Origin of the sequence: Mesorhizobium sp. M0062 (assembly GCF_040323125.1) — a bacterium.
Taxonomy (GTDB): Bacteria; Pseudomonadota; Alphaproteobacteria; order Rhizobiales; family Rhizobiaceae; genus Mesorhizobium.
Window position 1 is genome coordinate 1 of record NZ_JAMYUO010000003.1, and the last position, 22151, is coordinate 22151.

Consider the following 22151-nt stretch of genomic DNA (forward strand, 5'->3'; position numbering starts at 1 on the left):
ATCGCGCCGACCGTCGAGGCTGAAGGCCACATGAACTCGGGAGCCGTGCGCCTGAGCCGTGCCACGATCTTCTTTGGACCCCAGAGCGGATGCAGCTCCTTGGCCGCCACAATCCGCTCAACCAGATCCTGAGCTGTCGCACGGCCATGATTGAGCGGGGCTCGCGGCAGGTCGTGCAAACCCTCAGGCCCAAACGTCCGATAGCGTCCTAGCCATTTGTAGCCGTTCTTGCGTGAGATCCCGTAGGCCGCACAAAGCGCAACCATCGTCTCATCCCCAGAAAGACACTCCACAACAAACCGTAGCCGCTCGTCCATGATGCCAGTCTCTCGCCAAACCATCGCCGGTCCTCCGGCGGACAAGAAAACTGTCACCCATGCTATCGGTCCATTCTGTTACCTATCTATCCGGTTCGGACATAATCTCCTTCTCCCCGTCACTACACGGGGAGAAGGTGCCGGCAGCCGGATGAGGGGCAGCGCCAATCTTTGCAGTTGAGGTGAGATGCACAGCGGCGATATTGCGAGAAATGCCTCGGTCAGCGCCGCCCCTCATCGCCCTGCCGGGCGTTGGTCACTCGAAAGCCAAGCAATTGGCTTTTCGTCCGCTACGCGGACCGCTCCTCAACCCCCGTATAGTGACGGGGAGAAGAAGGCTGTCGTCGGCGGTTTCGCCAATCGCCGGTCAAGCTACTCTCTCGAAATAATCTCCTGGCCGTCGATCACCAGCCTCAGCCCGAGATTGCCGGCCCTGCGGCGGGCGAGGAAGCGTGGGCGGCGCGTGGTCGAGACCCGGCCTTTGCGGCGATCCTTGGCCGGCAGCGCCTTGATGGCGGCGCCCAGCGATTCCTCAAGCGTGCGGGCAATTCCGTCGGATTCGATCAAAAGCATCTGCAGCCGATAGGCATCGGCCCAGGCGCGCCAGTCGGCGGCGACGTCTTCGAGATCGTCGGCCACCAGCAGCGGCACCGACAGCATCGGGTCGTTGTGCAGGAGTTCCAGGGTTACCGTGACATTGCCTTGCGCATCCTCCATCGCGCGGGCGGCGACGCCGCGAAACGCGTTGGCGGGCAGCGCGATGATCGCCGGCACGCCGCTCATCTCGAGCGTGCGGCGGATGACGGCGCCGCGCTGGTCGATGGTGAAGGTAACGTCGCCATAGTCGTCGCGCGTGGCATAGCTCACCACTTGCGGCAGGCGGAATGGGTCGAGGCGCATGTTGCGCCCGGCCCAGACGGGCTTCAATACACTGTTCATCTGCTGCCTTCCTGTGTTTCTCCTGAGAGCCGCTTTCACGGATCCCACCGGGCCAGTTTTCCCGGCCTCGTTGTGTGAAACATTAGCGCGAGCTTCTGCCGCGCGGCTTAAGAAAGTCAGTTAAATTTTGCTGATCTCAGGCGATGGTTATCGGAATGAAACCAGCCACAAAATGTTGAAAGGATCAGATAACCTTACCGGGATTCATGATGCCGGCCGGATCGAAGACGGCCTTCACCCGGCGCATCAGTTCGATCGCCATTGGCGGCGCGGTCGCGATCAGCTCGTCGCGCTTCAACTGGCCGATGCCGTGCTCGGCCGAGATCGAGCCGTGGAAGGAGCGCACAACATCGTGCACGGCATGGTTCATGGCGTGGTAGAGGCCGAGAAACGCTTCGTCGTCACCGCCCTCCGGCCGGGAGATGTTGTAGTGGAGATTGCCGTCGCCCATATGGCCGAAGCAGACCACGCGCGCCTGCGGACTGACCGAAGCCACTGCACCGGCCGCCTTTTCGATAAACGCCGGGATGGATGCCACCGGTACCGAAATATCATGCTTGATCGAAGCGCCTTCGGGCTTTTGCGAATCCGGCAGCACCTCGCGGAAGTTCCAGAACGCGTCGCCCTGCGCCAGGCTGGCCGCGATCACCGCGTCGCCGACGATGCCTTGCTGGAGGCCTGCCGACAGCACTTCTTCGATCAGCCCCCTGGCGTCCTCGGCCGAACGGCCCGACGACACCTGCATCAACACATACCATGGCCAATCCTGCGCCAGCGGCCGCGTGACGCCCTGCGCATGGCGCAGCGTGAAATCATAAGGACGCTGGCCGATCAGCTCGAAGGCGGTGAGTGCCGCCCCTGCCCGGTCCATCGCCAGGCTGAACAGCGAAAGCGCTGCTTCCGGCGACGACAGGCCGGCAAAGGCCACTTCGCGCCCCTTGGGCTTGGGAAACAGTTTCAGCACCGCCGCGGTGATGATGCCGAGCGTGCCTTCGGCGCCGACGAACAGGTTCTTCAGATCGTAACCGGTGTTGTCCTTCTTCAGTTTGCGCAGATCGTCGAAGACTTCGCCGGTCGGCAGCACCACTTCGACGCCGAGGCAGAGTTCGCGCGCATTGCCATAGGCGAGCACGCCGGTGCCGCCGGCATTGGACGAGAGGTTGCCGCCGATCTGGCAGGAGCCCTGCGCGGCAAGCGACAGCGGAAACAGCCGGTCGGCGGCGTCGGCGGCTTCCTGCAGCGTCTGCAGGATGACGCCGGCTTCGACGGTCACCGTGTTCGAGAAGACGTCGATCTCGCGAATGCGGTTCAGCCGCGACAAAGAAAGCACGATCTCGCGGCCGGAGGCATCCGGCACCTGGGCGCCGACCAGCCCGGTGTTGCCGCTTTGCGGCACGACCGGCGTTCCCGTCTCGCTCGCCAGGCGCATGATCCGGCTGATCTCGTCGACGCTGCCGGGACGCAGCACCAAGGCGGTCCTGCCGTGCCATAGGCCGCGCCGCTCGGTCAGATACGGCGCAATATCGGCCTGGTCGCGCAGCGCATATTTGTCGCCGACGATTGCCGCGAAGCGGGCGATGAGAGCGGGATCGAGGTCGAAGGGTGCGTCGTTCATGGGCGCAAACTATGGCGCTCAATCGAGCTTGTCACGGGGGGCAGCGGCACGAAACAGCCGATCGTTGATCGCCTCGCCGAGCCCATCGAACGGGATCGGCTCGACGGCGATCGTCGCCGCACCGCTGCGGTCGAGTTCCTGCAAATACGCGAACAGATTGCTTGCGGCTTCGCGCAAATCGCCTGACGCGGACAGGTTGCGCAAGGCGGCCGCCGCTTGCCAGCCTTCGGCGCGGTCGCCACCAAAGGCCAGCAAGGCCTCGCCTTCAGCCACACTCTGTGCATCGAGCCGCACCGATGCGCGCGGCGCATAATGCGACGCCAGCATCCCGGGCGCCTCAATGCCGGCTGTCGCGCCGCGCTGCAGCTTAATGCCGGTGACGGCCTCGATATCGGCGGCAGCGATGCCGCCTGGCCTCAGCAGCCGCACGCTGTTGCCTTCGACCTTGACGATGGTCGATTCCAGCCCGACCGGGGTGGCGCCGCCATCGACCACCAGCTGGATTTTGGCGCCGAGATCGGCCGCGACGGCTTGCGCCGTCGTGGCGCTGATCTTGCCCGAAGAGTTCGCGCTGGGCGCGGCCAACGGCCGGCCGAGTCTGGCGATCAGCTCGCCGCCGAAGCCCCTCGGCATGCGCAGCGCGATCGTGTCCAGCCCGGCGGTGACCAGCGGATGGATGCCGTTGCCGGGTTGGAGCGGCAGCACCAGCGTCAGCGGCCCCGGCCAGAACGCCTCGGCCAGCCGTTTCGACAGCGGATCGAAGGCCGCAATGCGCTCGGCCATCGCCAGATCGGCGACATGGGCAATCAGCGGGTTGAAGCGCGGCCGGCCCTTGGCTTCGAAAATGCGGGCGACGCCGACGCCATTGGTCGCGTCGCTGGCCAGTCCATAGACGGTCTCCGTCGGGATGGCGACGACGTCGCCGCCCTCAAGCAGCGCCAACGCCTGCTCCATCGCTTCGCCGACGGATAGTATCTCAGCCACTCGCTTCACCTCACAGGCACCGGACCTAAAGCGCGTCGCGCTGAACCGGATTCATGCGACGCGCTTTAGGTCTTTGTTTTGATGCATGTCGTTCTCTCAAAACCGGGGCCACTTTTGAGCGACATGCATTAGAGCGGTTCAGCGGTTCGCTGAAACGCTCTAAGTATTTGTTTTTGCGCAATTCCGGACGGAAAACCGCTACTCACTTTTCCTGGAATTGCTCTAATACGGCAGTGGTTTTCGGGCAAGCCGGCGTTGGCGAATTATCAATGCCTAAAATGCTACGTTTCCCTGCAAGCCGGCATCAATCCACTGGGGTTAAGGCTATTTGCGGTTAGGGCTGGCGGCTTGTCGGGCAAGGGGACGGTTTCGATGTCGATGCGTGTGCTTGGAGCGCTTGGTTTCACCCTGGCGGCGATGACCGGTGGGGCGCACGCCTCGTCGATCGTCTCTCTCGGCGTCTCGACCTCGACGCCATCGGTCATCAAGGTTGGCGGATCCGAACCGGTCAGGATCGCCTCGTCGCCATCGATCGTCGCACTCGGCGATGCCCAGCCCGATGTGACTTATGAAAAGGTCGCGGCGATCCCCGAAAAGCCTAGGCACGGCCAGGACCCGATGATCATTCGCGGCGGCATCGTCGGCGGCGCCTTCGCCGCGCCGGCTCCGGCCAGGGCGAGCGCCGCGGCGCCGGCGACTGAGCCGACGGCAGAGACCGCACCAGCCGGAACTGCAACGGCATCGAACGGCAAGCCCGAGTCGCAACCGGCAGCGCCGCAGCCGGCAGCAACACCGCAGCAGCCGATCGAGGGCGTCGGCAAAGCCGAGTAGGCCATTCAGCCAAAACAGTCGGCCAAGACAGTCGGCCGATCCATGCCGCTTGACGCCGATCGACGCCCCGGCGCAGGATCGGCTTGGCGGCGGCGGCCCCAATTTCGCCAATCGGGTTTGGCATGAGCGCGCCGGGTTCTAGGAGAGCGAGGGGTTATCATGAACATGACGAAATCTTTGACTATTGCCGGCCTGTTGCTGGCGTCACCTATAGGTGTCGGCGGCGCGCAGGCCGGTGACGAGCTAGGGTCCTACGTCGCGCGCATTTCCGATCGCGACCACCATGCCAGCGACGGCTATGAGCTGAGCAGCGCAGCACAGATGGTGCGGCAGGACCGTGCCAACTGGCACAAGTTCCACCGGCGCGATGCCGACGACCAGGGCGATGACTGGTTCCGCAGCAACGATGATCGCGCGTATCTGGAACGCATGCTGAAGCGCGGTGGCGCGATGAGCTCCTCGACACGGAACGCCATCGTCAATGGCGAGCCGCTGATCCAGGTCGACGTCTATTCAGACAGCGTGCATGTCAGCATTTTGGAGGACTGACGGAGTCAGCCTCGGGAGGACTGAAAACAAAACGGGCGGCGTGTGAACGCCGCCCGTGTTCGGGCTTGTCCGTCCCTTAGCCAGCTATTCTGGAAAAATCCGCGACCTGATCGGTGGCCGTGCGGATGCGAGCCAGCAGCGCCAGGCGGTTGGCGCGCACGGCCTGGTCCTCATCATTCACGAGAACGCGTTCAAAGAATGAATCAACCGGTTCACGCAACACGCTAAGCGCCAGCATGGCGGCGGAAAAGTCTTCGTTTTGAATCGCTTCGCCGGCTTCTCTCTCCGCCTGATTCACCGCCGCAAACAGCGATTTCTCGGCCTCCTCGCGAAACAGCGCCGGCTCAACAGTCGCGGCGACACGCGTTTTCTTCTTCTCCTCGGCAGCCAGAATGTTGGCCGCGCGCTTGGTGCCGGCGAGCAGGTTCTTGCCGTCCTCGGTGTCGAGGAAGTAGCCGAGCGCTTCGACGCGGCGCACGATCTGCAGGAGGTCATCCGAGTGCGATTGGCCGATTTCCCCCCTTGTGGGGGAGATGCCCGGCAGGGCAGAGGGGGGCGCGCCAGAATGAGAGGTCGGCGGGACAGCGCCCCCCTCTGTCGGCTTCGCCGCCCCCACAAGGGGGGAGATTGGCGCGCTTCCACCACCTGCCAGCACGGCGTCAATGAGATCATGCCTAGCACCCTGGTCGCGGAGATAGACTTTCAGGCGGTCGTGGAAGAAGGCGAGGAGGTCGGGGCCAAAGGCCCGTCCAGCCTTAGACGCGAGATAACTCGCCGTTTGATAGGCACTATCGAAGAGCGATGTCAGCGTCAGTGAGATCCCATTCTCGATCAGGATCCTCACCACGCCCAGTGCGGCCCTTCTCAGCGCGTAAGGGTCCTTCGACCCCGTCGGCTTTTCATCAATGGCCCAGAAGCCGACCAGCGTATCGATTTTGTCGGCCAGCGCGACGGCAATCGACACCGGATCGGTCGGCACGCGATCAGACGGACCTTGCGGCTTGTAATGTTCCTCGATCGCCGCGGCCACGGACGGATGCTCGCCCTGCAGCAGCGCGTATTTGCGCCCCATGGCGCCTTGCAGTTCCGGAAACTCGCCCACTGCTTCGGTCGTAAGATCGGCCTTGGCGAGCACCGACGCACGCCCGGCGAGCGCGGTAATCTCCCCCCTTGAGGGGGAGATGTCGCCGAAGGCGACAGAGGGGGTCGTCTCGCGTGGAGCGCCAACTCCCTCTTTCTTCGAGAGACCGGGCGGCGTCGCGGCAGCCGAAGCGACCCCCTCTGGCCTGCCGGCCATCTCCCCCTCAAGGGGGGAGATCGACTGCGCCACTGTCGGCGCGATCTCTTGCGCCAGCCGCTTGATCCGCTCCACCCGATCGCCTTGCGTACCGAGCTTGGTGTGAAAGGTGACATTGAGATGGTCGAGGCGGGCCATGCGCTGGTCGAGCGGCTTTTTCAGATCGAGGCCGAACTTTTTCGCCGATGCTTCGAGCTCTCCCAGATCGGGCAGATCGCCCTGGTCGGTCTTCCAGAAATACAGCGCATCCGACAGGCGGGCGCGCACCACCTTGCCGTTGCCGTGCGCGATCTCCTTGCCGCCGTCTTTCGCCTCGATGTTGGCGGTGAGGATGAAGCGGTTGGAAAGGTTTTCGCCGTCGCCTTGCGGACGGGTGACAAAGCATTTCTGGTTGGCACGGATGGTCAGCCGGACCACCTCGGGCGGAATGGCGAGAAAGGCCTGCTCGTATTCGCCCATCAGCACCACCGGCCATTCGACCAGGCCCGACACTTCTTCCAACAACCCTTCGTCCTCGACCAGATCGAGCCCGTTGGCGAAGGCGAGGTTGCGGGCGTCGGCAAGGATGATCTCCTTGCGGCGGTCGCCATCGAGCACGACCTTGGCCGCTTCCAGCTTGGTCACGTAATCGTCGAAGCGGCGCACGGTAATTTCCCCCGGCGCCATGAAACGATGGCCGTAGGTGATATTGCCCGAGCGGATGCCATCGATCTCGAAATCGACCACCACCGGCTCCTCGGTCTCCGGGCCGAAGGTGCACAGAATCGTCTGCAGCGGCCGCACCCAGCGCAGCGAACCGGGCTTGGCTGAAGCCGGCCCCCAGCGCATCGATGTCGGCCAGGGGAAGCCGCGAATGATGGCCGGCACCAGTTCGGCGATGATTTCTTCCGCCGCCCTGCCCGGCTTCGAAATATGGGCGACGTAGAAATCGCCCTTCTTCGGATCGGAATGAACATGCGCCTCGGCAACCGAGGCAAGGCCTGCCTTGCGCAGAAAACCCTGCACCGCCTGTTCCGGCGCCGTCGTCGACGGCCCCTTGATCTCCTCGTGGATATCCTTCGAGCGCGCGGTCAGGCCCCTGACATCGAGCGCCAGGCGCCGCGGCGTCCAGTATTCGCGCGCGGCGTCATAGGTCAGACCCGCCTCGACCAGACCGTCGGTCAGCATCTTCCTGAGATCGCCCGCCGCCTTGCGCTGCATACGGGCGGGGATTTCCTCGGAGCGAAGTTCCAGCAACAAATCCGGCATCAGAGTTTCTCCACCCGCATGCCTTCTCCCTGATTGCGCGTCCTCGCGCCTCCGGCGCTGCGGTTGCGCGGCCGGGCGGGGATTTCCTCGGAGCGAAGTTCTAGCAAAAGATCAGGCATCAGAGTTTCTCCACCCGCATGCCTTCTTCCTGATTGCGCGTCCTCGCGCCTCCGGCGCTGCGGACGCGCGGCTGGGCGGGGATTTCCTCGGAGCGAAGTTCTAAGAGCAGGTCTGGCATGGTTAAGCTCCCACTCTCCCCTTGATGGGGAGGGTCGGCGCGTAGCGCCGGGGTGGGGTGGCGACCTCTCAGCCGCCGATACCTTCGGCACCATCGCGCAAACGCAGGTGTGATTTTCGTTCTTCCACCGCCGCATAGATCGTATCGAGCACGGAATCCAGTTCGTTTTTGATTTCATGGTTCCAGAAGCGAATGACGCGGTAGCCTTGGCTCTCGAACCATTTCGTTCGACGCTCGTCATGGCGCAGCTGGTCATCGAAGCTGTGATGGGCACCGTCCACCTCAATGATCAGCTTCAGCCGGTGGGAGATGAAATCAGGGAAGTAAACGCCTACCGACGCCTGCCTGCGAAAATGAGTGCCTTCTACTGGAATGCGCCACTGATGCCGCCACAGGATGCGTTCCTCGTCGGTCATCGCCGCGCGAAGCCTTTGCGCAGACTGCAGCTTGAATCGATCGAGTTTTGGCATGGAACGTCGCGCTGTCACCCCCACCCGCCGCTTCGCGGCGACCTCCCCCATCTAGGGGGAGGTAAGAGGGCATGGCAACTCGGCTGACCGCTGTTTCCAGGAATTTTGACCCCCCCTGTCGGGCCGCAACCAGCCCGCCCGTCCTTGGATCAAAGATTTCCATGAACCAAACGCAGCGCTGAAGCGACCAACGCTCAGGCAGGGACCTATTGGCTGAACGACCATGAAAACGGCATCGAGACTCCTCCAGATCATCGCGCTCAGCGCCTGTTTCGCCGCGCAAGTGCATGGCGCCTTCTCAATGCCGGGCGTACGGCAGGCTATGCGGACCATGGCGGGATCGTCTGGCCAGTTCTCGGCGCCAATCAACATTTCCCCCGAAATGATGAAGTGAGCCTCAGGCGGCGAGCCCGCCGGCCTGGGTCTGCAAAAATGCCTCGCCGCAGGCCTTCGCCAGATTGCGCACCCGCAGGATGTAGCTCTGCCGCTCGGTCACCGAAATCACGCCGCGCGCGTCGAGCAGGTTGAAGACGTGGCTGGCCTTGATGCACTGGTCATAGGCCGGGAAGACCATGCGGTGCATCGGCAGATTGTCGTTCGAAGCCGGGGCGCCGGCCGCGAGCAGCGCCTTGCATTCGGCTTCGGCGTCCTCGAAATGCCTGAGCAGCATGGCGGTGTTGGCATATTCGAAATTGTGCCTGGAATATTCCTGCTCGGCCTGCAGGAAGACATCGCCATAGGTGACTTTTTCGGCGCCTTCTCGGCCATTGAAGTTGAGGTCGTAGACATTGTCGACGCCCTGCACATACATGGCCAGCCGCTCCAGGCCGTAGGTCAGTTCTCCCGCCACCGGCGCGCATTCGATGCCGCAGACCTGCTGGAAATAGGTGAACTGCGACACTTCCATGCCGTCGCACCAGCACTCCCAGCCGAGCCCCCAGGCGCCAAGCGTCGGGCTTGCCCAGTCGTCCTCGACGAAGCGAATGTCGTGCAGCAACGGATCGACGCCGATCGCCTTGAGCGAGCCGAGATAGAGTTCCTGCAGGTTCGGCGGGTTGGGCTTCAGGATCACCTGGTACTGGTAATAATGCTGCAGCCGGTTGGGGTTTTCGCCGTAGCGGCCGTCCTTGGGCCGGCGCGAGGGCTGGACGTAGGCGGCGTTCCAGCCCTTGGGCCCGAGCGCGCGCAGCGTGGTGGCCGGATGGAAGGTGCCGGCGCCGACTTCCATGTCGTAAGGCTGCAGGATGACGCAGCCATAGGCGGCCCAGTAATTGTGCAGGGTCAGGATCAGCCCCTGGAACGAGCGGCTGGGATGTATATGGGCTGGACTGTCTGACGTCACGGCGGCCTCGGAAAGCGCTGAAATGATGCCATTCCCTAGTTGCCGGGCCGGCTAGCGTCAAGGCAGCGCCTATCGCCGCCTTGATGAGAGGTTGAACGCTTTGCTTCGGACTGGCCCATTGCCGGACGGTGCCGGTGGCCGTTTGCTCGCCCAGCTTCAACGACAGAGGTTCAGCCATGCAAGGCCAGCTCACCGTACGCCCCGTCACCCGAGAGGATTACGAGCAATGGCTGCCGCTGTGGGACGGCTACAATGCGTTTTACGGCCGCTCGGGCGAGACCGCCCTGCCCGGTGACATCACTGCAATGACATGGTCGCGCTTCTTCGATGCCTATGAGCCTATGCATGCGCTGGTCGCGGAGAGCGAAGGCAAGCTTCTCGGTCTTGTCCACTATCTCTATCACCGCACCACGACGGCGATTTCGCCGAACTGCTATCTGCAGGACCTCTTCACCAATGAGGCGTCGCGCGGCAAGGGCGTCGGCCGGGCACTGATCGAAGACGTCTATACCAGGGCGCAAACCGCAGGCTCCAGCCGCGTCTACTGGCTGACACACGAAACCAACCACACGGCGATGAAGCTCTACGACAAGATCGGCGATCTCTCGGGCTTCGTCGTCTACCGAAAGCTGTTCTAGAATGAGCGCCAACGCTGGGTCTGCGCCGCGTCGCTTCGCTCCTTGCTCCGCCATAGAATGACGATCGCGATAGGGCGTCTCTATCTCTTTGTTTCTGTCGCAATTCCGAGCGGAAAACCGCGCACACTTTTCCTGGAATTGCTCTAAGACGCCAAGCCGAAACAAAAACGGGGCTCAGCGAGCCCCGTTTCATCAGAAGTATGGCCCGATCACCCCTTCGGCGCTGGCGGGGTGGCCGGCTTGACCTTCGGGGTTTCCTGCGCCGTGTTGGATTCGATCGGCGGCAGGCCCTTCATCAGCTTCTGCTGCAAAATGGCAAGCACATCGGGATCCGGCTTCAGGTCGCGCGCCTGATTCCACTGGAAAGTGGCTTCGAGCTTGCGGCCGACGCGCCAATAGGCATCGCCGAGATGGTCGTTGAGCACCGGATCTTCCGGCTTGAGCGACACGGCGCGCTCCATTTCGCGCACGGCGTCGTCGAACCGGCCCATGCGGAAATAGGCCCAGCCCAGCGAATCGACGATGTAGCCGTCGCTCGGCCTGAGGTCGACGGCCTTCTGGATCATCGCCAGGCCTTCCTTGAGGTTCATGTTCATGTCGACCCAGGAATAGCCGAGATAGTTCAGCACCTGCGGCTGGTCGGGGAACAGTTCCAGCGCCTTGAGGAAGTTCGGTTCGGCCTTGGGCCATTCCTTCAGCCGCTCATAGGCGATGCCGCGCTGATAGTAGATGTTCCAGTTGGCATTGGTCGGCGTCTTCAGCACCGCGACCGCCTTGTCGTAGAGAGTGGCGGCGGAGCGGAAATCCTCCTTCGAGGCATAGACCCCGCCCAGCGCCAGATAGGCGCGCATGTCATCGGGGTGAGCTTCGACGAATGCCTTGAGATGGGCGATCGCCTCGTCGTGACGGTTGAGATCGGCAAGGTTGAGGCCGAGCTGCAGGTCGGAAAGCTCCTTCAGCGGCGAGGAGGCTGGAATGCGGCTATAGAGCGCAATGGCGCCTTCGCCGTCCTTCAGCTGCTCCGCAACGGCGGCAAGCTGCACCAAAGCGGCGTCGCTGTCTGGCTTGAGCGCGAGCGCATATTGCAGATAGAGGCGCACGAACGGCTCGCCGCCGCCGCGATTGAGCGCGATGGCGAGGTCGAGCAGGATTTCAGCGGCGCCTTCGGAGGGACTGGCGACGAAGGGCTCGATCTTGTCGCCCTTGCTGATCCTGTCGCGAAGCGCCTGGATGTCGAGCTTGCCGGGCGCGAACGCCTCGGCCTTGTCGAGCACGTAGAGCGCCTTGTTCTTGTTGCCCTTGCGCGCCAGGAAAGACGCGTAGGCCTGGGCGTTGCGCATCCATGTCTCGGGCGCGGCACCGCCGGCCGTGACGTCGGTCAGGGTCGCGTCATAAAGCGCGTCGGCCTTGTCCGATAGGCCTGCGGCATCGGCGATCAGCGCGCGGTGGAAGGACTTGAACAGGCCGAACCAGTCAGGCCCCTGCAGTTTGTCGATCGAGGCCATCGCCCCGGTGGGGTCGCCGGCGCCCTCTTGTGCCCAGCCGGACATGACGCCGGAAATCAGTCGGTCGAGATCGGATTCGAGCGACAGCTTGAGCCAGTACTGCGCCTTGGTGAAATCCTTCTTGTGGAAGGAATCGACCGCCAGAGCCAGACGCGAGAAGCGCTCGACGTCGGGAACTCCCTTGAGCTTGTCGGCATAGACCAGCGATTCCTCGAAGCGGCCTTGCGCGATCAGCGACAGCATCAGGCTTTGCTGCAGTGAGGTGTCGCCGGGATTGAAGGCGAGCGCCTGCTTGTAATAAGCGATGGCATTGTCGAGGTCGTTGTCGCCTTCGGCGATGCGGGCGGCGAGATAGGCGCCCGAGAAGGAGGTGATCTTGACCGGGTCGGTCGATTCCTTGGCGTAGGCAGGCAGCGGAGAAATCGCCATCCCTGCCACAATTGCCAGCCCCGCGAGCCAGCGCGCACGTCCTTGCCGCATCGTATCCCTTTCAGCCAAGCGCCATCCCGCGTCGGCGCGGAGAAGCCATAGACTCGATGTTTCCTGACAAAGCATGGCCTTTTTGGGGTCAGGCTGCAATCCGGGCCGAATTCACAATCGGGTCACCCGATTAACAAACCATGGCGACGCAGACACTGTCGGTTCCGACAATAGCAGATCGGGGTTGGGAGCTACAGCCTGACATCGCGATATCCGCCTGCCGCTATCGTGCTGCACAGGCCGGCCCACTCGCAACCCTGGCAGGCCTCACGCGTCACGCCGGCTGAAAAGGCCGCGCGCGAGGCGGCAAGCGTTGCCGCGTCGAGGCTGAGACGGACGCCGGCCTCGATCGGCCGGGCCAGCAGCTTGCCGACATCGCGTGCTGCCAGCTCGTCCCGGCCTACGGCGCTTTCGCGCAAGCAGTGGGGCTCGGCCTCGCCGAGCAGCGGCCGGCAGATGTCGTCGGGGCCGGAGACGATCAGAATATCCTCGCCCCGGCCCAGACGTTTCGCGATCACGTCATAGTTGGCGACGAAGGCTGCGCTGTACCCTTCGCCGATATAGGTCAGCAGGCAAAGCAGATGGTGGGAGCGCAGCCGGACGGTCATCGGTCAGGACGCGCCAGCGGAGCCTGTTCCATCCCGATGGTATCGGGATGGGGCTCCATTTTTTTGTTTGAGCATGATCTCTTCCGAAAACCGGACTCTACTTTCGGGATCATGCTCCTGCCGGGTCCGCCTTGTTGCTCCAAAACAGCTTGAGCGTCGCGGCGCCGAGCGCCGATTTCAGCAGGCCGCCGACGAGGAATGGCAGGAAACCGAAAGCGATGGCCTGTTCGAGGCCGATCATGACGGCGAGCCAGGCCGTGCCGAGAACCAGGCAGGCGAGGTTGCCGAGGACCATGCCGGCGAAGGCGAGCAGCACGCGGTTGCCGTTCCAGCCGCGCTCGGCCAGCCAGCCGACAAGCGCGCCGACGAGCGGGAAGGCGAAGAGATAACCGCCCGTTGCCCCGACGAAATACGACGCGCCCGCTGCCCCTCCGGACAGGACAGGAAAGCCCACGGCGCCCTCGGCGAGCCAGGCGATGATGGTCATGGCGCCAAGCCGCCAGCCATAAAGTGCGCCGACCAGCGTCACGGCGAAGGTCTGCATGGTGACCGGCACCGGCACCATCGGCACCTCGATCTGGGACAACAGCGCCAGAAACAGCGTACCGAGGACGACGGCCGCGGCCTGCCAACTATGCGAGCGGGTTTGCAGGCGCAACGGGCTGAAGGACGGCTTGGACGGCGAAAAGGCGATGTCGGTCATGGTTGCTTCCTAGCTGGTTTGAAATTATAGATAATTTTGTTGTTCGATCTATTATCGAATCCATATTTGCGCGGGAATGGCAACCCTCACCCTAAAAAGGCTTGGGCTTGCGTGTCGAATAAAGGACATTTGGAAAGGCTGGCGGGACAGCACCCCCCTCTGGCCTGCCGGCCATCTCCCCCGCAAGTGGGGAGATCGGATGTCGCCTTTGCTTTCGCCAATGGCCGACGTTGCAGGACTAACGCAACGGCAAAGCTGTTGATCTCCCCGCTTGCGGGGGAGATGTCCGGCAGGACAAAGGGGGTGTGAAGGATCGCTACGCGCGGAATCCGACGACTTGTCCCTTCGTCCCTACCCGACGATGGCAAACGCTTCGCGCATCTTGCCCGACGCGGTCTTGACCGGTTTCTGGCCGATCCACTGAACGTGCCGGCCAAGCGTGGCGGCGGCCGATTCGGTGTTGCCTTGCCGCAGCGCGCTCAGGATCGCGCGATGATCCTGGTCGGTGCGGATTTCCCATTCCGAGCGCCAGGCGGCGAACAGGAAGCGGGCGCTTGCGGCGTGCAAATCGTCGATGGTGGCGATGAGCCGCGGCATGCCGCAGGGCGCCAGGATCAGCCGGTGGAAGGTGCGGTTGGCCTCCTCCCAAGAGCGGACATCGCGGGATTTGTCGCCGGCCTTTGTGGCTTCTTCGGCAAGGTTGAGAATGGAAGCCGTCAGATGCGGCGCGGCATGGCGCAGCGCCAGCACTTCGAGGGCTGCCCGCATTTCGGCGACTTCCCTTACCTCGCCGAGATCGAAAGCGGCGACGCGCACGCCCCGCCTGGGCTCACTGACCGCCAGCCCTTGCGCCTCCAGGCGCCGGAAGGCTTCGCGCACCGGGACATGGCTGGTCTGGAATTCCTCGGCGATGTGATCCTGCCGCAGCCGGGCGCCGGGTTCGATCGCGCCCGATATGATGCGATCCGCCAGCACCTTGCTGATGCGCACGGCGATGGTGTCGTCTGCGGTCTTTGCCATGTTTTATAGATAATTTGCACTGCTGCCGATTGTCGAGCGGTGATTGCCCGATTTTGCGTGCAAACTTGCTTTGGCGCCAGGCGCGGGTCAGTTCACCCGGCTGATGCAGAAGTCGATGACGTCGATGAGCGCCGATTTCTGCGGCGTCGCCTCCAGCGGTGCCAGCGCATCGCGGGCGATCTCGCCGAAATGGCGGGCCCGTCCGATGGTGTCGGCAATGGCGCCATGGCGGGTCATCAGGCCGATCGCCTTTTCCAGGCCGGCATCGTCGGTGACATTGTCCTCGATGGCGCGCTTCCAGAAGGTGCGCTCGGCCTTGGTGCCGCGCCGGTAGGCGAGGATGACCGGCAGTGTAACCTTGCCTTCGCGGAAATCGTCGCCGACATTCTTGCCCAGCTCCTGGCTGGAGCCGCCATAATCCAGCGCATCGTCGATGAGCTGGAAGGCAAGGCCGAGATTCATGCCGTAGGAGCGCAAGGCGGCGCGATCGTTGCGCGTCGCCGATGCGATGACCGGGCCGACCTCGGCGGCAGCCGAGAACAGCGCCGCGGTCTTGGCCTTGATGACGGCGAAATGCTCGTCCTCGGTGGTATCCAGGTTCTTGGCTGCCGCCAGCTGCATCACCTCGCCCTCGGCGATGATCGAGGCGGCGCTGGACAGGATGTCGAGCGCTTCCAGCGAACCGACATCGACCATCATGCGAAAAGCCTGGCCGAGCAGGAAATCGCCGACCAGCACGCTCGCCTGGTTGCCCCAGATCATGCGGGCGGTCTTCTTGCCGCGCCGCATGCCGCTCTCGTCGACGACATCGTCATGGAGCAGCGTGGCGGTGTGCATGAACTCGACCGCGGTGGCGAGCTTGACGTGGCCCTCGCCGGAATAGCCGAACATCTGGGCCGCCGCGAGCGTCAGCATGGGACGCAGCCTTTTGCCGCCCGACGAGATCAGATGATTGGCGACCTCCGGGATCATCTCGACGTCGGAGCCGGCCTTGGACAGGATCAGTTTGTTGACGCGCCCCATATCGGCGGCTGTCAGGTCGATGAGATCCTTGATGGAGGCGGGTTCCCGCTTCCCGTTTTCGATGTTGAGAACGACACCCACCAACAAACACTCCCGTCTTTGATCACGCGTGCGACGGCACCCTGGTCCCGCCTGGGACTCTAGGGCGGCACATACGGGCACGGCAAGAGGCGAATTGGCGCGGCTGCGGTGACGGCGTGTCAACCTTAGCGACCGCATGCCGTTGCCCGAAAACCGCTCCACACTTTTCGGCGCCATGCTCCGGCGTTTACATCAACGCTGCAACCTGCGAACTTCGTCCGATGATAGAACTCGTGCGCACCAACGATGCCGTGATCATCTCCTTCGTCGAATCGCTGATGCGCGATGCCGGGATCGCCTGCTTCGTCGCCGACCAGAACATGAGCATTCTCGAAGGGTCGATCGGTCTTTTGCAGAAGCGCGTGATGGTCGATGCCGACCAGGCCGATCAGGCGCGGCGCATCTTGAAAGACGCCGGCATCGAGAACGAAATCCGCCAGACATAATGGCTGAAGCGAGCGCGCTTACCAGCGATACGCCGGCCCATACGGTCGATGCCTTTCATCGCGGCCGCTTCTGGCTGGTCCAGCCCAGGACAGGGCATCGCGCCGGGATGGATGCCATGATGCTGGCGGCAGCAGTTTCATCCGGCTTTTCTGGACGCCTCGCCGATTTCGGCGCCGGCGCCGGTGCGGCGGGTCTCGCCGTGCTGTCGCGCTGCCCAGAGGCGCAGGTCGTGCTCGTCGAACGGTCGGCCGAGATGGCAGGCTTCGCCACAACCACGCTCGCCCATCCCGGCAATGCGCATCTCGGCAATCGCGCCTCGGTGCTGACCGCCGACGTCACGCTGTCAGGCCGGGCGCGGACGCAAGCCGGCCTTGCCGACAATTCCTTCGATTTCGTCATCATGAACCCGCCCTTCAACGCGGCGCAAGACCGCGCCACGCCCGATCCGCTGCGGCGGCAAGCGCATGTGATGGAACAGGGGCTGTTCGAAAGCTGGATCCGGAGTGCGGCTGCCGTCGCCAAACCGCGCGGGGGCCTGGCCGTCATTGCGCGGCCGGAACAGCTTGGCGACCTCCTCCATGCGCTGTCGGGCCGCTTCGGCGACGCCGAGATGCTGGCTGTGCATCCACGCCCGGAAGCAGCCGCAATCCGCATTGTCGTCAGGGCAGCGCTCGGCGCGCGCGGCAAGCTGTCGATCCGCCCGCCTTTGATGCTGCATGGGCAAACGGGCGACGGCCCGTCGGAACGAACCGAGATGATCAACAACGGACTGGCGTCGCTGTTTGGCGATTGATTTTGGGCCCGTCAGTGTCGTTGCCGCAAAACCGGCACACAGTTGGCTGAGATGGATTGCAGCATTGCCGTTGACCCGCAAATCCCTACATGCGTTGAAGCCATTTGGAGACAGCCACCTCGTGAAACGCCTTTTCAACCGCCTGCTGCCGAAATCCTGGCGATCCAGCGTCGTCACCATTCCCGTCATCAGGCTGCATGGCACCATCATGGCCGGCGGCGGCCCGTTCCGGCCGAGCCTGTCCTTGGCGTCCACCGCCGCCCTCATCGAAAAGGCGTTCCTGTTCGATGCGCCCGCCGTCGCCATTTCGATCAATTCGCCTGGCGGCTCGCCGGTGCAGTCGCGGCTGATCTTCAAGCGCATCCGTGACCTCGCGGTCGAGAAGAACAAGAAGGTGCTGGTCTTCGTCGAGGATGTGGCGGCCTCGGGCGGCTACATGATCGCGGTCGCCGGCGACGAGATCTTTGCCGATCCGTCCTCCATCGTCGGTTCGATTGGTGTCGTCTCGGCCTCGTTCGGCTTTCCCGAGTTGATGAAGAAGATCGGTGTCGAGCGCCGTGTCCACACCGCCGGCCAGAACAAGGCGGTGCTCGACCCGTTCAAGCCGGAGAAGAGGGAAGACGTCGAGCGCCTGAAGGCGCTGCAGCTGGAAGTGCACGAGACCTTCATCGACCTGGTCAGGGAACGCCGTGGCACCAAGCTGAAGGACGATCCGGACCTGTTCACCGGCCTGTTCTGGACCGGCAAGAAAGGGCTGGAGCTTGGCCTCGTCGATGCGTTGAGCGACATGCGCACGGTACTGAAAACCCGCTTCGGCGCGAAAACCCAGCTCAGGCTGGTCACCGCGCCGCGTGGCCTGTTTGGCCGCATCGGCCTGTTCGGCTCGAACTTTTCAGCGCCCGATATTGCCGCCGCCGCCGCAAGCGGCGTGATCGATGCGGCGGAAGAGCGCGCATTGTGGGCTCGCTTCGGGCTTTGAAAAAGCAGGGAAAGCGTCTAGCATGAGGGCTTGACAGTCTGCCTTGCCGCCTTGCGAGGGAGGAGCTTTGAAATGCCACAGATCATTTTCTTCGCAGTTGTCGGCGCAGCCGCTTATTTCGGCTACCGCACCTTCGTCCGCGAGGCCGAACGTGTGACCGCCAAGGTGCGGCGCACCGAAAAGCAGGCAGCCAACGGCACCAACGGCACGCTGGTCCAGGATCCCAAGACCGGCGAATACCGCCTGGCCAAGGACTGAGCATCATCCCGTCAGCAGCCGACAGTTTGGATGCCGCAGCCCGGACGTGGCTTGCGCCCGCCAAGATAAATCTGGCGCTGCACGTCAGCGGCAGGCGCGCCGACGGGTATCATCTGCTCGAGAGCCTGGTCGTTTTCACCCGCTTCGGCGACAGGGTCGAGATCGAGCCTGCCGACGCCGACCGGTTCTCCGTATCGGGCCGTTACGCGACTTCCGTGCCGATCGACGACAGCAATCTGGTGGTGAAGGCGCGCGAGGCGCTGCGCAGGCAGGCCGGCCAGCAGAGCACGCCGCCGGTTGCCATCCGGCTGGAAAAGAACCTGCCGGTCGCATCCGGGGTCGGCGGCGGCTCGAGCGACGCGGCGGCGGTATTGCAGGGTCTTGTCCGGACCTGGGGGCTCGACATCGGCGAGGCCGAACTGAGCCGGATCGGTCTCACGCTCGGCGCCGACGTGCCGATGTGTCTTGCGGCAAAACCGCTGGTTGCGCGTGGCGTCGGCGACGAGCTGTCGCTGGTGCCGGATTTTCCGGCGCTCGCTTTGGTGCTGGTCAATCCCGGCGTCGCCGTCTCGACGCCCGATGTGTTCAATGCACTTGAAAAACGCGACAATGAAGGACTGCCGCCGCTGCCGCGCGGTTTCGATTTCCACGGCGTCCGCAATTGGCTGGAGATCACCCGCAACGATCTTGAGGAACCGGCGCAAGCAATACAGCCGCCCATCGGCAGAGCGCTTTCCCTGCTGAACAGGGCCGGATCTGGATTCTCGCGCATGTCGGGCTCCGGCGCGACATGCTTCGGGCTGTTCGAGACCGGCAATGTCGCCAAGCGCGCCGCCGCCGAGATCCGCAGCCGCGAACCGGAGTGGTTTGTCGCCGCGACACGAAGCATCGCTTCAGAGGGGGCCGATGACCAAAATTGACGAAAGCCGCCTGTTCATCCCGGTGCGCATCGCGGTGCTGACGGTGTCCGATACGCGCAGCCTTGCCGACGACAAATCCGGCCAGACGCTGGCTGATCGCATCGCCGAGGCCGGCCATGTCCTGGCCGCGCGCGACATCGTCACCGACGACCGGGAGAAAATCCGCGACAAGGTGCTGGGCTGGTCGCGCGACGAAGACATCGATGTCGTCATCACCACCGGCGGCACCGGTTTTACCGGCCGCGACGTGACGCCGGAGGCGCTGGAGCCGATCTTCGAGAAGCGCATGGATGGCTTTTCCGAAGTGTTCCACCGCATTTCCTACGACAAGATCGGCACCTCGACAGTGCAGAGCCGGGCGACGGGCGGCGTCGTCAACGCCACCTTCGTCTTTGTGCTGCCGGGCTCGCCCGGCGCCTGCAAGGACGCCTGGGACGGCATCCTGAAACCGCAGCTCGACTACCGCCACATGCCCTGCAACTTCGTCGAGATCATGCCGCGCCTGGACGAGCAGTTGCGGCGCGGCAAGGCCGCCTCGTAAACCAAGGCAAAGCCGGCCAAGTGCTGCCTTTGTCAGGCAGAATGGCGGCTGCGCCTTCGAGAGGTCATTTCCTCCGGGTCGTCGGGCGGATAGTCTGTCGCCAAGTCAAGACGGAAGAGATCCAATGAGCGCGCACCGCGGCGGCTGCCATTGCGGCAACATCCACCTGACCTTCGAAACCGGAATTGAGCCGTCCGAGATGGAGATCCGCGCCTGCCAGTGCGCGTTCTGTGTCCGGCATGGTTCGCGCGCCGCCGCCGATCCGCAGGGGCGATTGATCGTCGCGGTCGAGGACGAGGCCCGGCTGCACCGATACCGGTTCGGATTGCGCACCGCCGATTATCTCATCTGCCGGGACTGCGGCGTCTATGTCGCTGCTGTGACCACCGACGGCGAACCGAGAGCGATCGTCATCGTCAATGCGCTGGATGACCGGCCGCGGTTCAACCGCGAGCCGGTCCCAATGGACTATGATGCCGAGAACAAAGAGGGTCGCATTGCCCGGCGGCAAGCGCGCTGGATGCCGGTCGAGATCCGCTCCGGCCTCAGCGGATGACCGGTTCGCCGTGGAAGCGGCGGCGCGAGGGCGGCGAGACGCCGAAGCCGACCTCCATCATCAGCCGTGGCGTGGTGGACGGCACGGTGCCCATGTGGAAGCCGAACGGGTCCTCGACGAAGCCGAGGCCGGCCTCGCCGGTCAGCGTGACCGGGCTGTCGTCGCCATAGACCTTGAGCACGTCTTGCGCCGGATGGCCGACCAGCAGCGTCAACTGGTGCTTGAGGCTGCGCCTGTTGTGGCTGCCTTTGACATAGACATGCGGGCCGGTGCCGGCATCGCAGGGCTTGAGATAGAAGAAGAATTTCAGCATCCGCCAGTCGTCGAGATCGAAATGATATTTGCCGAGCGAGGCAAGGTTCTTGTCGGCGTCGGAAGCCTCGCCGGTCGGAAAGCTCCACCAGACACGCGTGGTGATCAGCTTTGCCTGCCCGCCCAGATAGTGCTGGGCGATGTCGAGCAGCAGCGGGTCGTTCTGGATGGCGAGTGCCGCCTTGCAGCCGAGGATGCGCTCGAAATAGTGTCCGCTGAGCAAAGAGCGGCCGAACCGCTTCTCGGCTTCTGCGTGTTCTCCGGGCATGAATTCGAGCCGGCGGTCGAAATTGCCGAAGCACGGCGTGCTCTGAGCAAAGCTGGCGATCTCTTCGTGGATTGCCTGCGGAAGGACCAGTCCGGAGAACAGGCCATCGGCGCGCAGCGCCGCGACGATCGACTTGAGGTCGACGCCCCTGAACATCGTCGCTCCGGCACTCTGCGCGGGGCGCGCGGCTTTGGCGCCAAGCCAGTGCAGTTTGCGCGCCGGCATGGTGCGGGCAAGCACGAACATCGGCAGCCATGCGGGATTTTCGCGCAGGTCGGACAGATAGGTCGGGATACGCACCGCGATGCGGCGGAGCAGGCTGCCGTTGCGGGCAATGGCCTCTAGACTGGGGGCGCCGGATTTGTCAGGGGACGAAAGGTTCATCGGGGTCCTCAGATATGAACGGCAGCAACGACGACGCGGCGCTTGCTTACCGCTCCGGCACTACCCAAACCCGATATCCCGCATCAACGGAATGCTAATCCCGCGTCAGCTTTTGTGCAATGCACAATAGGTTTTTGCGGCGAAAAAGCCGGACGGCGCAGCGGACAGTGTCAATTCCGGGGGGACGCCGACGCTGCCCCTCATCCGCCCTTCGGGCACCCTTCTCCCTGGGAACGGGGAGAAGGGAGAAACATCACTTCTTCGGCGCCAGCCAGATTTCGGCGTCGAGCCGCCTGGTGGCGAGACCGCGCGCAAGGGCTTCGGCGCTGTGCGCGTTCTTCGACAGGGCAGCGGCCTGGCGCTTGCTGATGACCAGCCCTTCGGCCAGCGCCCGGTTGCCCGAAAACACCCGTGACAGGAACGGCGTGCGGCTGCCGCGCGCACGGGAAAAGCGCGCCGGCATGGTTTGCCGCGCCGTGTGAGCGACGACGTCGTCGATCCAGCCGTCGGCCAGCCTTGCGCCCGGCTCGAGAAACAGCAGCCAGTCACCCTTCGCCTGCCTGATTCCCGCGCCGATGCCGCCGGCGACGAAATGGCAGCCGGCATGATCGGCAACCCGATGCGTCTGGTCGGTCGAGCCGGTGTCGCAGACGATGACATCGCGTACCACGCCCTCGACCGCGCCGCCGATCAATGAGGCGAGCGTGCGGGCAAGGCCTTCTTCGTCATCCCGGGTTTCGATGAGAACGCTGAGCATTTTTTAGCCGAATAGCGGAAAGCCCGGCGCAGCGCCAGTTTTGCATGG

Annotated in this window: 24 protein-coding genes; 10 read left to right on the top strand and 14 right to left on the bottom strand. The window is 63.8% G+C overall.

Annotation, left to right across the window (positions count from 1 at the left end; genetic code table 11):
- From NKJ64_RS04275 to NKJ64_RS04290, 4 genes are all read right to left on the bottom strand, one after another.
- A partial coding sequence (locus tag NKJ64_RS04275) for a helix-turn-helix domain-containing protein (protein WP_352462040.1) occupies positions 1 to 341 on the bottom strand: 341 nt, incomplete at its 3' end.
- A gap of 348 nt (positions 342 to 689) precedes the next feature.
- Positions 690 to 1256: a DUF6101 family protein gene (locus tag NKJ64_RS04280; protein WP_352462041.1), complete on the bottom strand. Its 567-nt coding sequence runs from the start codon at positions 1254 to 1256 to the stop codon at positions 690 to 692.
- A 184-nt stretch (positions 1257 to 1440) separates the two neighbouring features.
- On the bottom strand, positions 1441 to 2871 hold the full coding sequence (locus tag NKJ64_RS04285) for an FAD-binding oxidoreductase (RefSeq protein WP_023668458.1): 1431 nt from the start codon (positions 2869 to 2871) through the stop codon (positions 1441 to 1443).
- An 18-nt stretch (positions 2872 to 2889) separates the two neighbouring features.
- The gene (locus tag NKJ64_RS04290; RefSeq protein WP_352462042.1) at positions 2890 to 3855 is read right to left on the bottom strand and encodes an L-threonylcarbamoyladenylate synthase; all 966 of its coding nucleotides are present in this window, start codon (positions 3853 to 3855) and stop codon (positions 2890 to 2892) included.
- Positions 3856 to 4227: 372 nt separating this feature from the next.
- Here NKJ64_RS04290 and NKJ64_RS04295 point away from each other — a divergent pair, with 372 nt between their 5' ends.
- Both NKJ64_RS04295 and NKJ64_RS04300 read left to right on the top strand, forming a co-directional pair.
- Positions 4228 to 4686: a hypothetical protein gene (locus tag NKJ64_RS04295; RefSeq protein ID WP_023834484.1), complete on the top strand. Its 459-nt coding sequence runs from the start codon at positions 4228 to 4230 to the stop codon at positions 4684 to 4686.
- 165 nt (positions 4687 to 4851) lie between these two features.
- Positions 4852 to 5235, top strand: a complete 384-nt coding sequence (locus NKJ64_RS04300) for a hypothetical protein (protein ID WP_081732299.1) — start codon at positions 4852 to 4854, stop codon at positions 5233 to 5235.
- A 76-nt stretch (positions 5236 to 5311) separates the two neighbouring features.
- Here NKJ64_RS04300 and glyS read toward each other — a convergent pair whose 3' ends face one another.
- From glyS to NKJ64_RS04315, 3 genes are all read right to left on the bottom strand, one after another.
- A complete protein-coding gene (gene glyS, locus NKJ64_RS04305) occupies positions 5312 to 7780 on the bottom strand; it encodes a glycine--tRNA ligase subunit beta (protein WP_352462043.1) in 2469 nt (822 codons plus the stop codon).
- Between the two features lie 306 nt (positions 7781 to 8086).
- A complete protein-coding gene (locus tag NKJ64_RS04310) occupies positions 8087 to 8488 on the bottom strand; it encodes an endonuclease domain-containing protein (RefSeq protein ID WP_352462044.1) in 402 nt (133 codons plus the stop codon).
- Between the two features lie 397 nt (positions 8489 to 8885).
- Positions 8886 to 9830 (bottom strand): glycine--tRNA ligase subunit alpha, encoded by a 945-nt coding sequence (locus NKJ64_RS04315; protein ID WP_023684365.1) that lies wholly within the window; start codon positions 9828 to 9830, stop codon positions 8886 to 8888.
- A 176-nt stretch (positions 9831 to 10006) separates the two neighbouring features.
- On the opposite strand from NKJ64_RS04315, the gene NKJ64_RS04320 reads away from it, so the two are divergent.
- Complete coding sequence (locus tag NKJ64_RS04320) at positions 10007 to 10468, top strand: GNAT family N-acetyltransferase (protein ID WP_023684366.1); 462 nt, start codon at positions 10007 to 10009, stop codon at positions 10466 to 10468.
- Between the two features lie 209 nt (positions 10469 to 10677).
- Here NKJ64_RS04320 and NKJ64_RS04325 read toward each other — a convergent pair whose 3' ends face one another.
- The 5 genes from NKJ64_RS04325 to NKJ64_RS04345 form a co-directional block, all read right to left on the bottom strand.
- Positions 10678 to 12453, bottom strand: a complete 1776-nt coding sequence (locus NKJ64_RS04325; protein WP_023828033.1) for a tetratricopeptide repeat protein — start codon at positions 12451 to 12453, stop codon at positions 10678 to 10680.
- 191 nt (positions 12454 to 12644) lie between these two features.
- A complete protein-coding gene (locus NKJ64_RS04330; protein WP_352462046.1) occupies positions 12645 to 13061 on the bottom strand; it encodes a DUF1284 domain-containing protein in 417 nt (138 codons plus the stop codon).
- 109 nt (positions 13062 to 13170) lie between these two features.
- Positions 13171 to 13764: a biotin transporter BioY gene (locus NKJ64_RS04335; protein ID WP_023826012.1), complete on the bottom strand. Its 594-nt coding sequence runs from the start codon at positions 13762 to 13764 to the stop codon at positions 13171 to 13173.
- 351 nt (positions 13765 to 14115) lie between these two features.
- Positions 14116 to 14784, bottom strand: coding sequence for a GntR family transcriptional regulator (locus NKJ64_RS04340; protein WP_023687112.1), 669 nt, complete (start codon positions 14782 to 14784; stop codon positions 14116 to 14118).
- Positions 14785 to 14871: 87 nt separating this feature from the next.
- Positions 14872 to 15888, bottom strand: coding sequence for a polyprenyl synthetase family protein (locus NKJ64_RS04345; protein WP_023668471.1), 1017 nt, complete (start codon positions 15886 to 15888; stop codon positions 14872 to 14874).
- A 221-nt stretch (positions 15889 to 16109) separates the two neighbouring features.
- Between NKJ64_RS04345 and NKJ64_RS04350 the strand changes: the two genes are divergently transcribed.
- From NKJ64_RS04350 to NKJ64_RS04380, 7 genes are all read left to right on the top strand, one after another.
- Positions 16110 to 16334 (top strand): putative signal transducing protein, encoded by a 225-nt coding sequence (locus NKJ64_RS04350; protein ID WP_023692106.1) that lies wholly within the window; start codon positions 16110 to 16112, stop codon positions 16332 to 16334.
- Positions 16334 to 17128 (top strand): tRNA1(Val) (adenine(37)-N6)-methyltransferase, encoded by a 795-nt coding sequence (locus NKJ64_RS04355; RefSeq protein WP_352462047.1) that lies wholly within the window; start codon positions 16334 to 16336, stop codon positions 17126 to 17128. Before NKJ64_RS04350 ends, NKJ64_RS04355 begins: the two co-directional genes overlap by 1 nt.
- A gap of 121 nt (positions 17129 to 17249) precedes the next feature.
- Complete coding sequence (locus NKJ64_RS04360; RefSeq protein WP_023668474.1) at positions 17250 to 18107, top strand: S49 family peptidase; 858 nt, start codon at positions 17250 to 17252, stop codon at positions 18105 to 18107.
- Positions 18108 to 18179: 72 nt separating this feature from the next.
- Entirely contained in the window at positions 18180 to 18365 is a 186-nt protein-coding gene (locus NKJ64_RS04365) for a membrane protein (protein WP_023668475.1), read from the top strand.
- A gap of 26 nt (positions 18366 to 18391) precedes the next feature.
- A complete protein-coding gene (locus NKJ64_RS04370; protein WP_023709896.1) occupies positions 18392 to 19285 on the top strand; it encodes a 4-(cytidine 5'-diphospho)-2-C-methyl-D-erythritol kinase in 894 nt (297 codons plus the stop codon).
- Positions 19272 to 19826 (top strand): molybdenum cofactor biosynthesis protein B, encoded by a 555-nt coding sequence (gene moaB / locus NKJ64_RS04375; protein WP_352462048.1) that lies wholly within the window; start codon positions 19272 to 19274, stop codon positions 19824 to 19826. Before NKJ64_RS04370 ends, moaB begins: the two co-directional genes overlap by 14 nt.
- 124 nt (positions 19827 to 19950) lie before the next feature.
- Positions 19951 to 20382 (top strand): GFA family protein, encoded by a 432-nt coding sequence (locus NKJ64_RS04380; RefSeq protein ID WP_023726393.1) that lies wholly within the window; start codon positions 19951 to 19953, stop codon positions 20380 to 20382.
- On the opposite strand, the gene NKJ64_RS04385 is transcribed toward NKJ64_RS04380, so the two are convergent.
- On the bottom strand, positions 20372 to 21346 hold the full coding sequence (locus NKJ64_RS04385) for a hypothetical protein (protein WP_023726392.1): 975 nt from the start codon (positions 21344 to 21346) through the stop codon (positions 20372 to 20374). The two genes, NKJ64_RS04380 and NKJ64_RS04385, sit on opposite strands and share 11 nt — an antisense overlap.
- 253 nt (positions 21347 to 21599) lie before the next feature.
- The gene (locus tag NKJ64_RS04390; RefSeq protein WP_023830306.1) at positions 21600 to 22103 is read right to left on the bottom strand and encodes a glycosyltransferase; all 504 of its coding nucleotides are present in this window, start codon (positions 22101 to 22103) and stop codon (positions 21600 to 21602) included.
- Between the last annotated feature and the right edge of the window lie 48 nt (positions 22104 to 22151).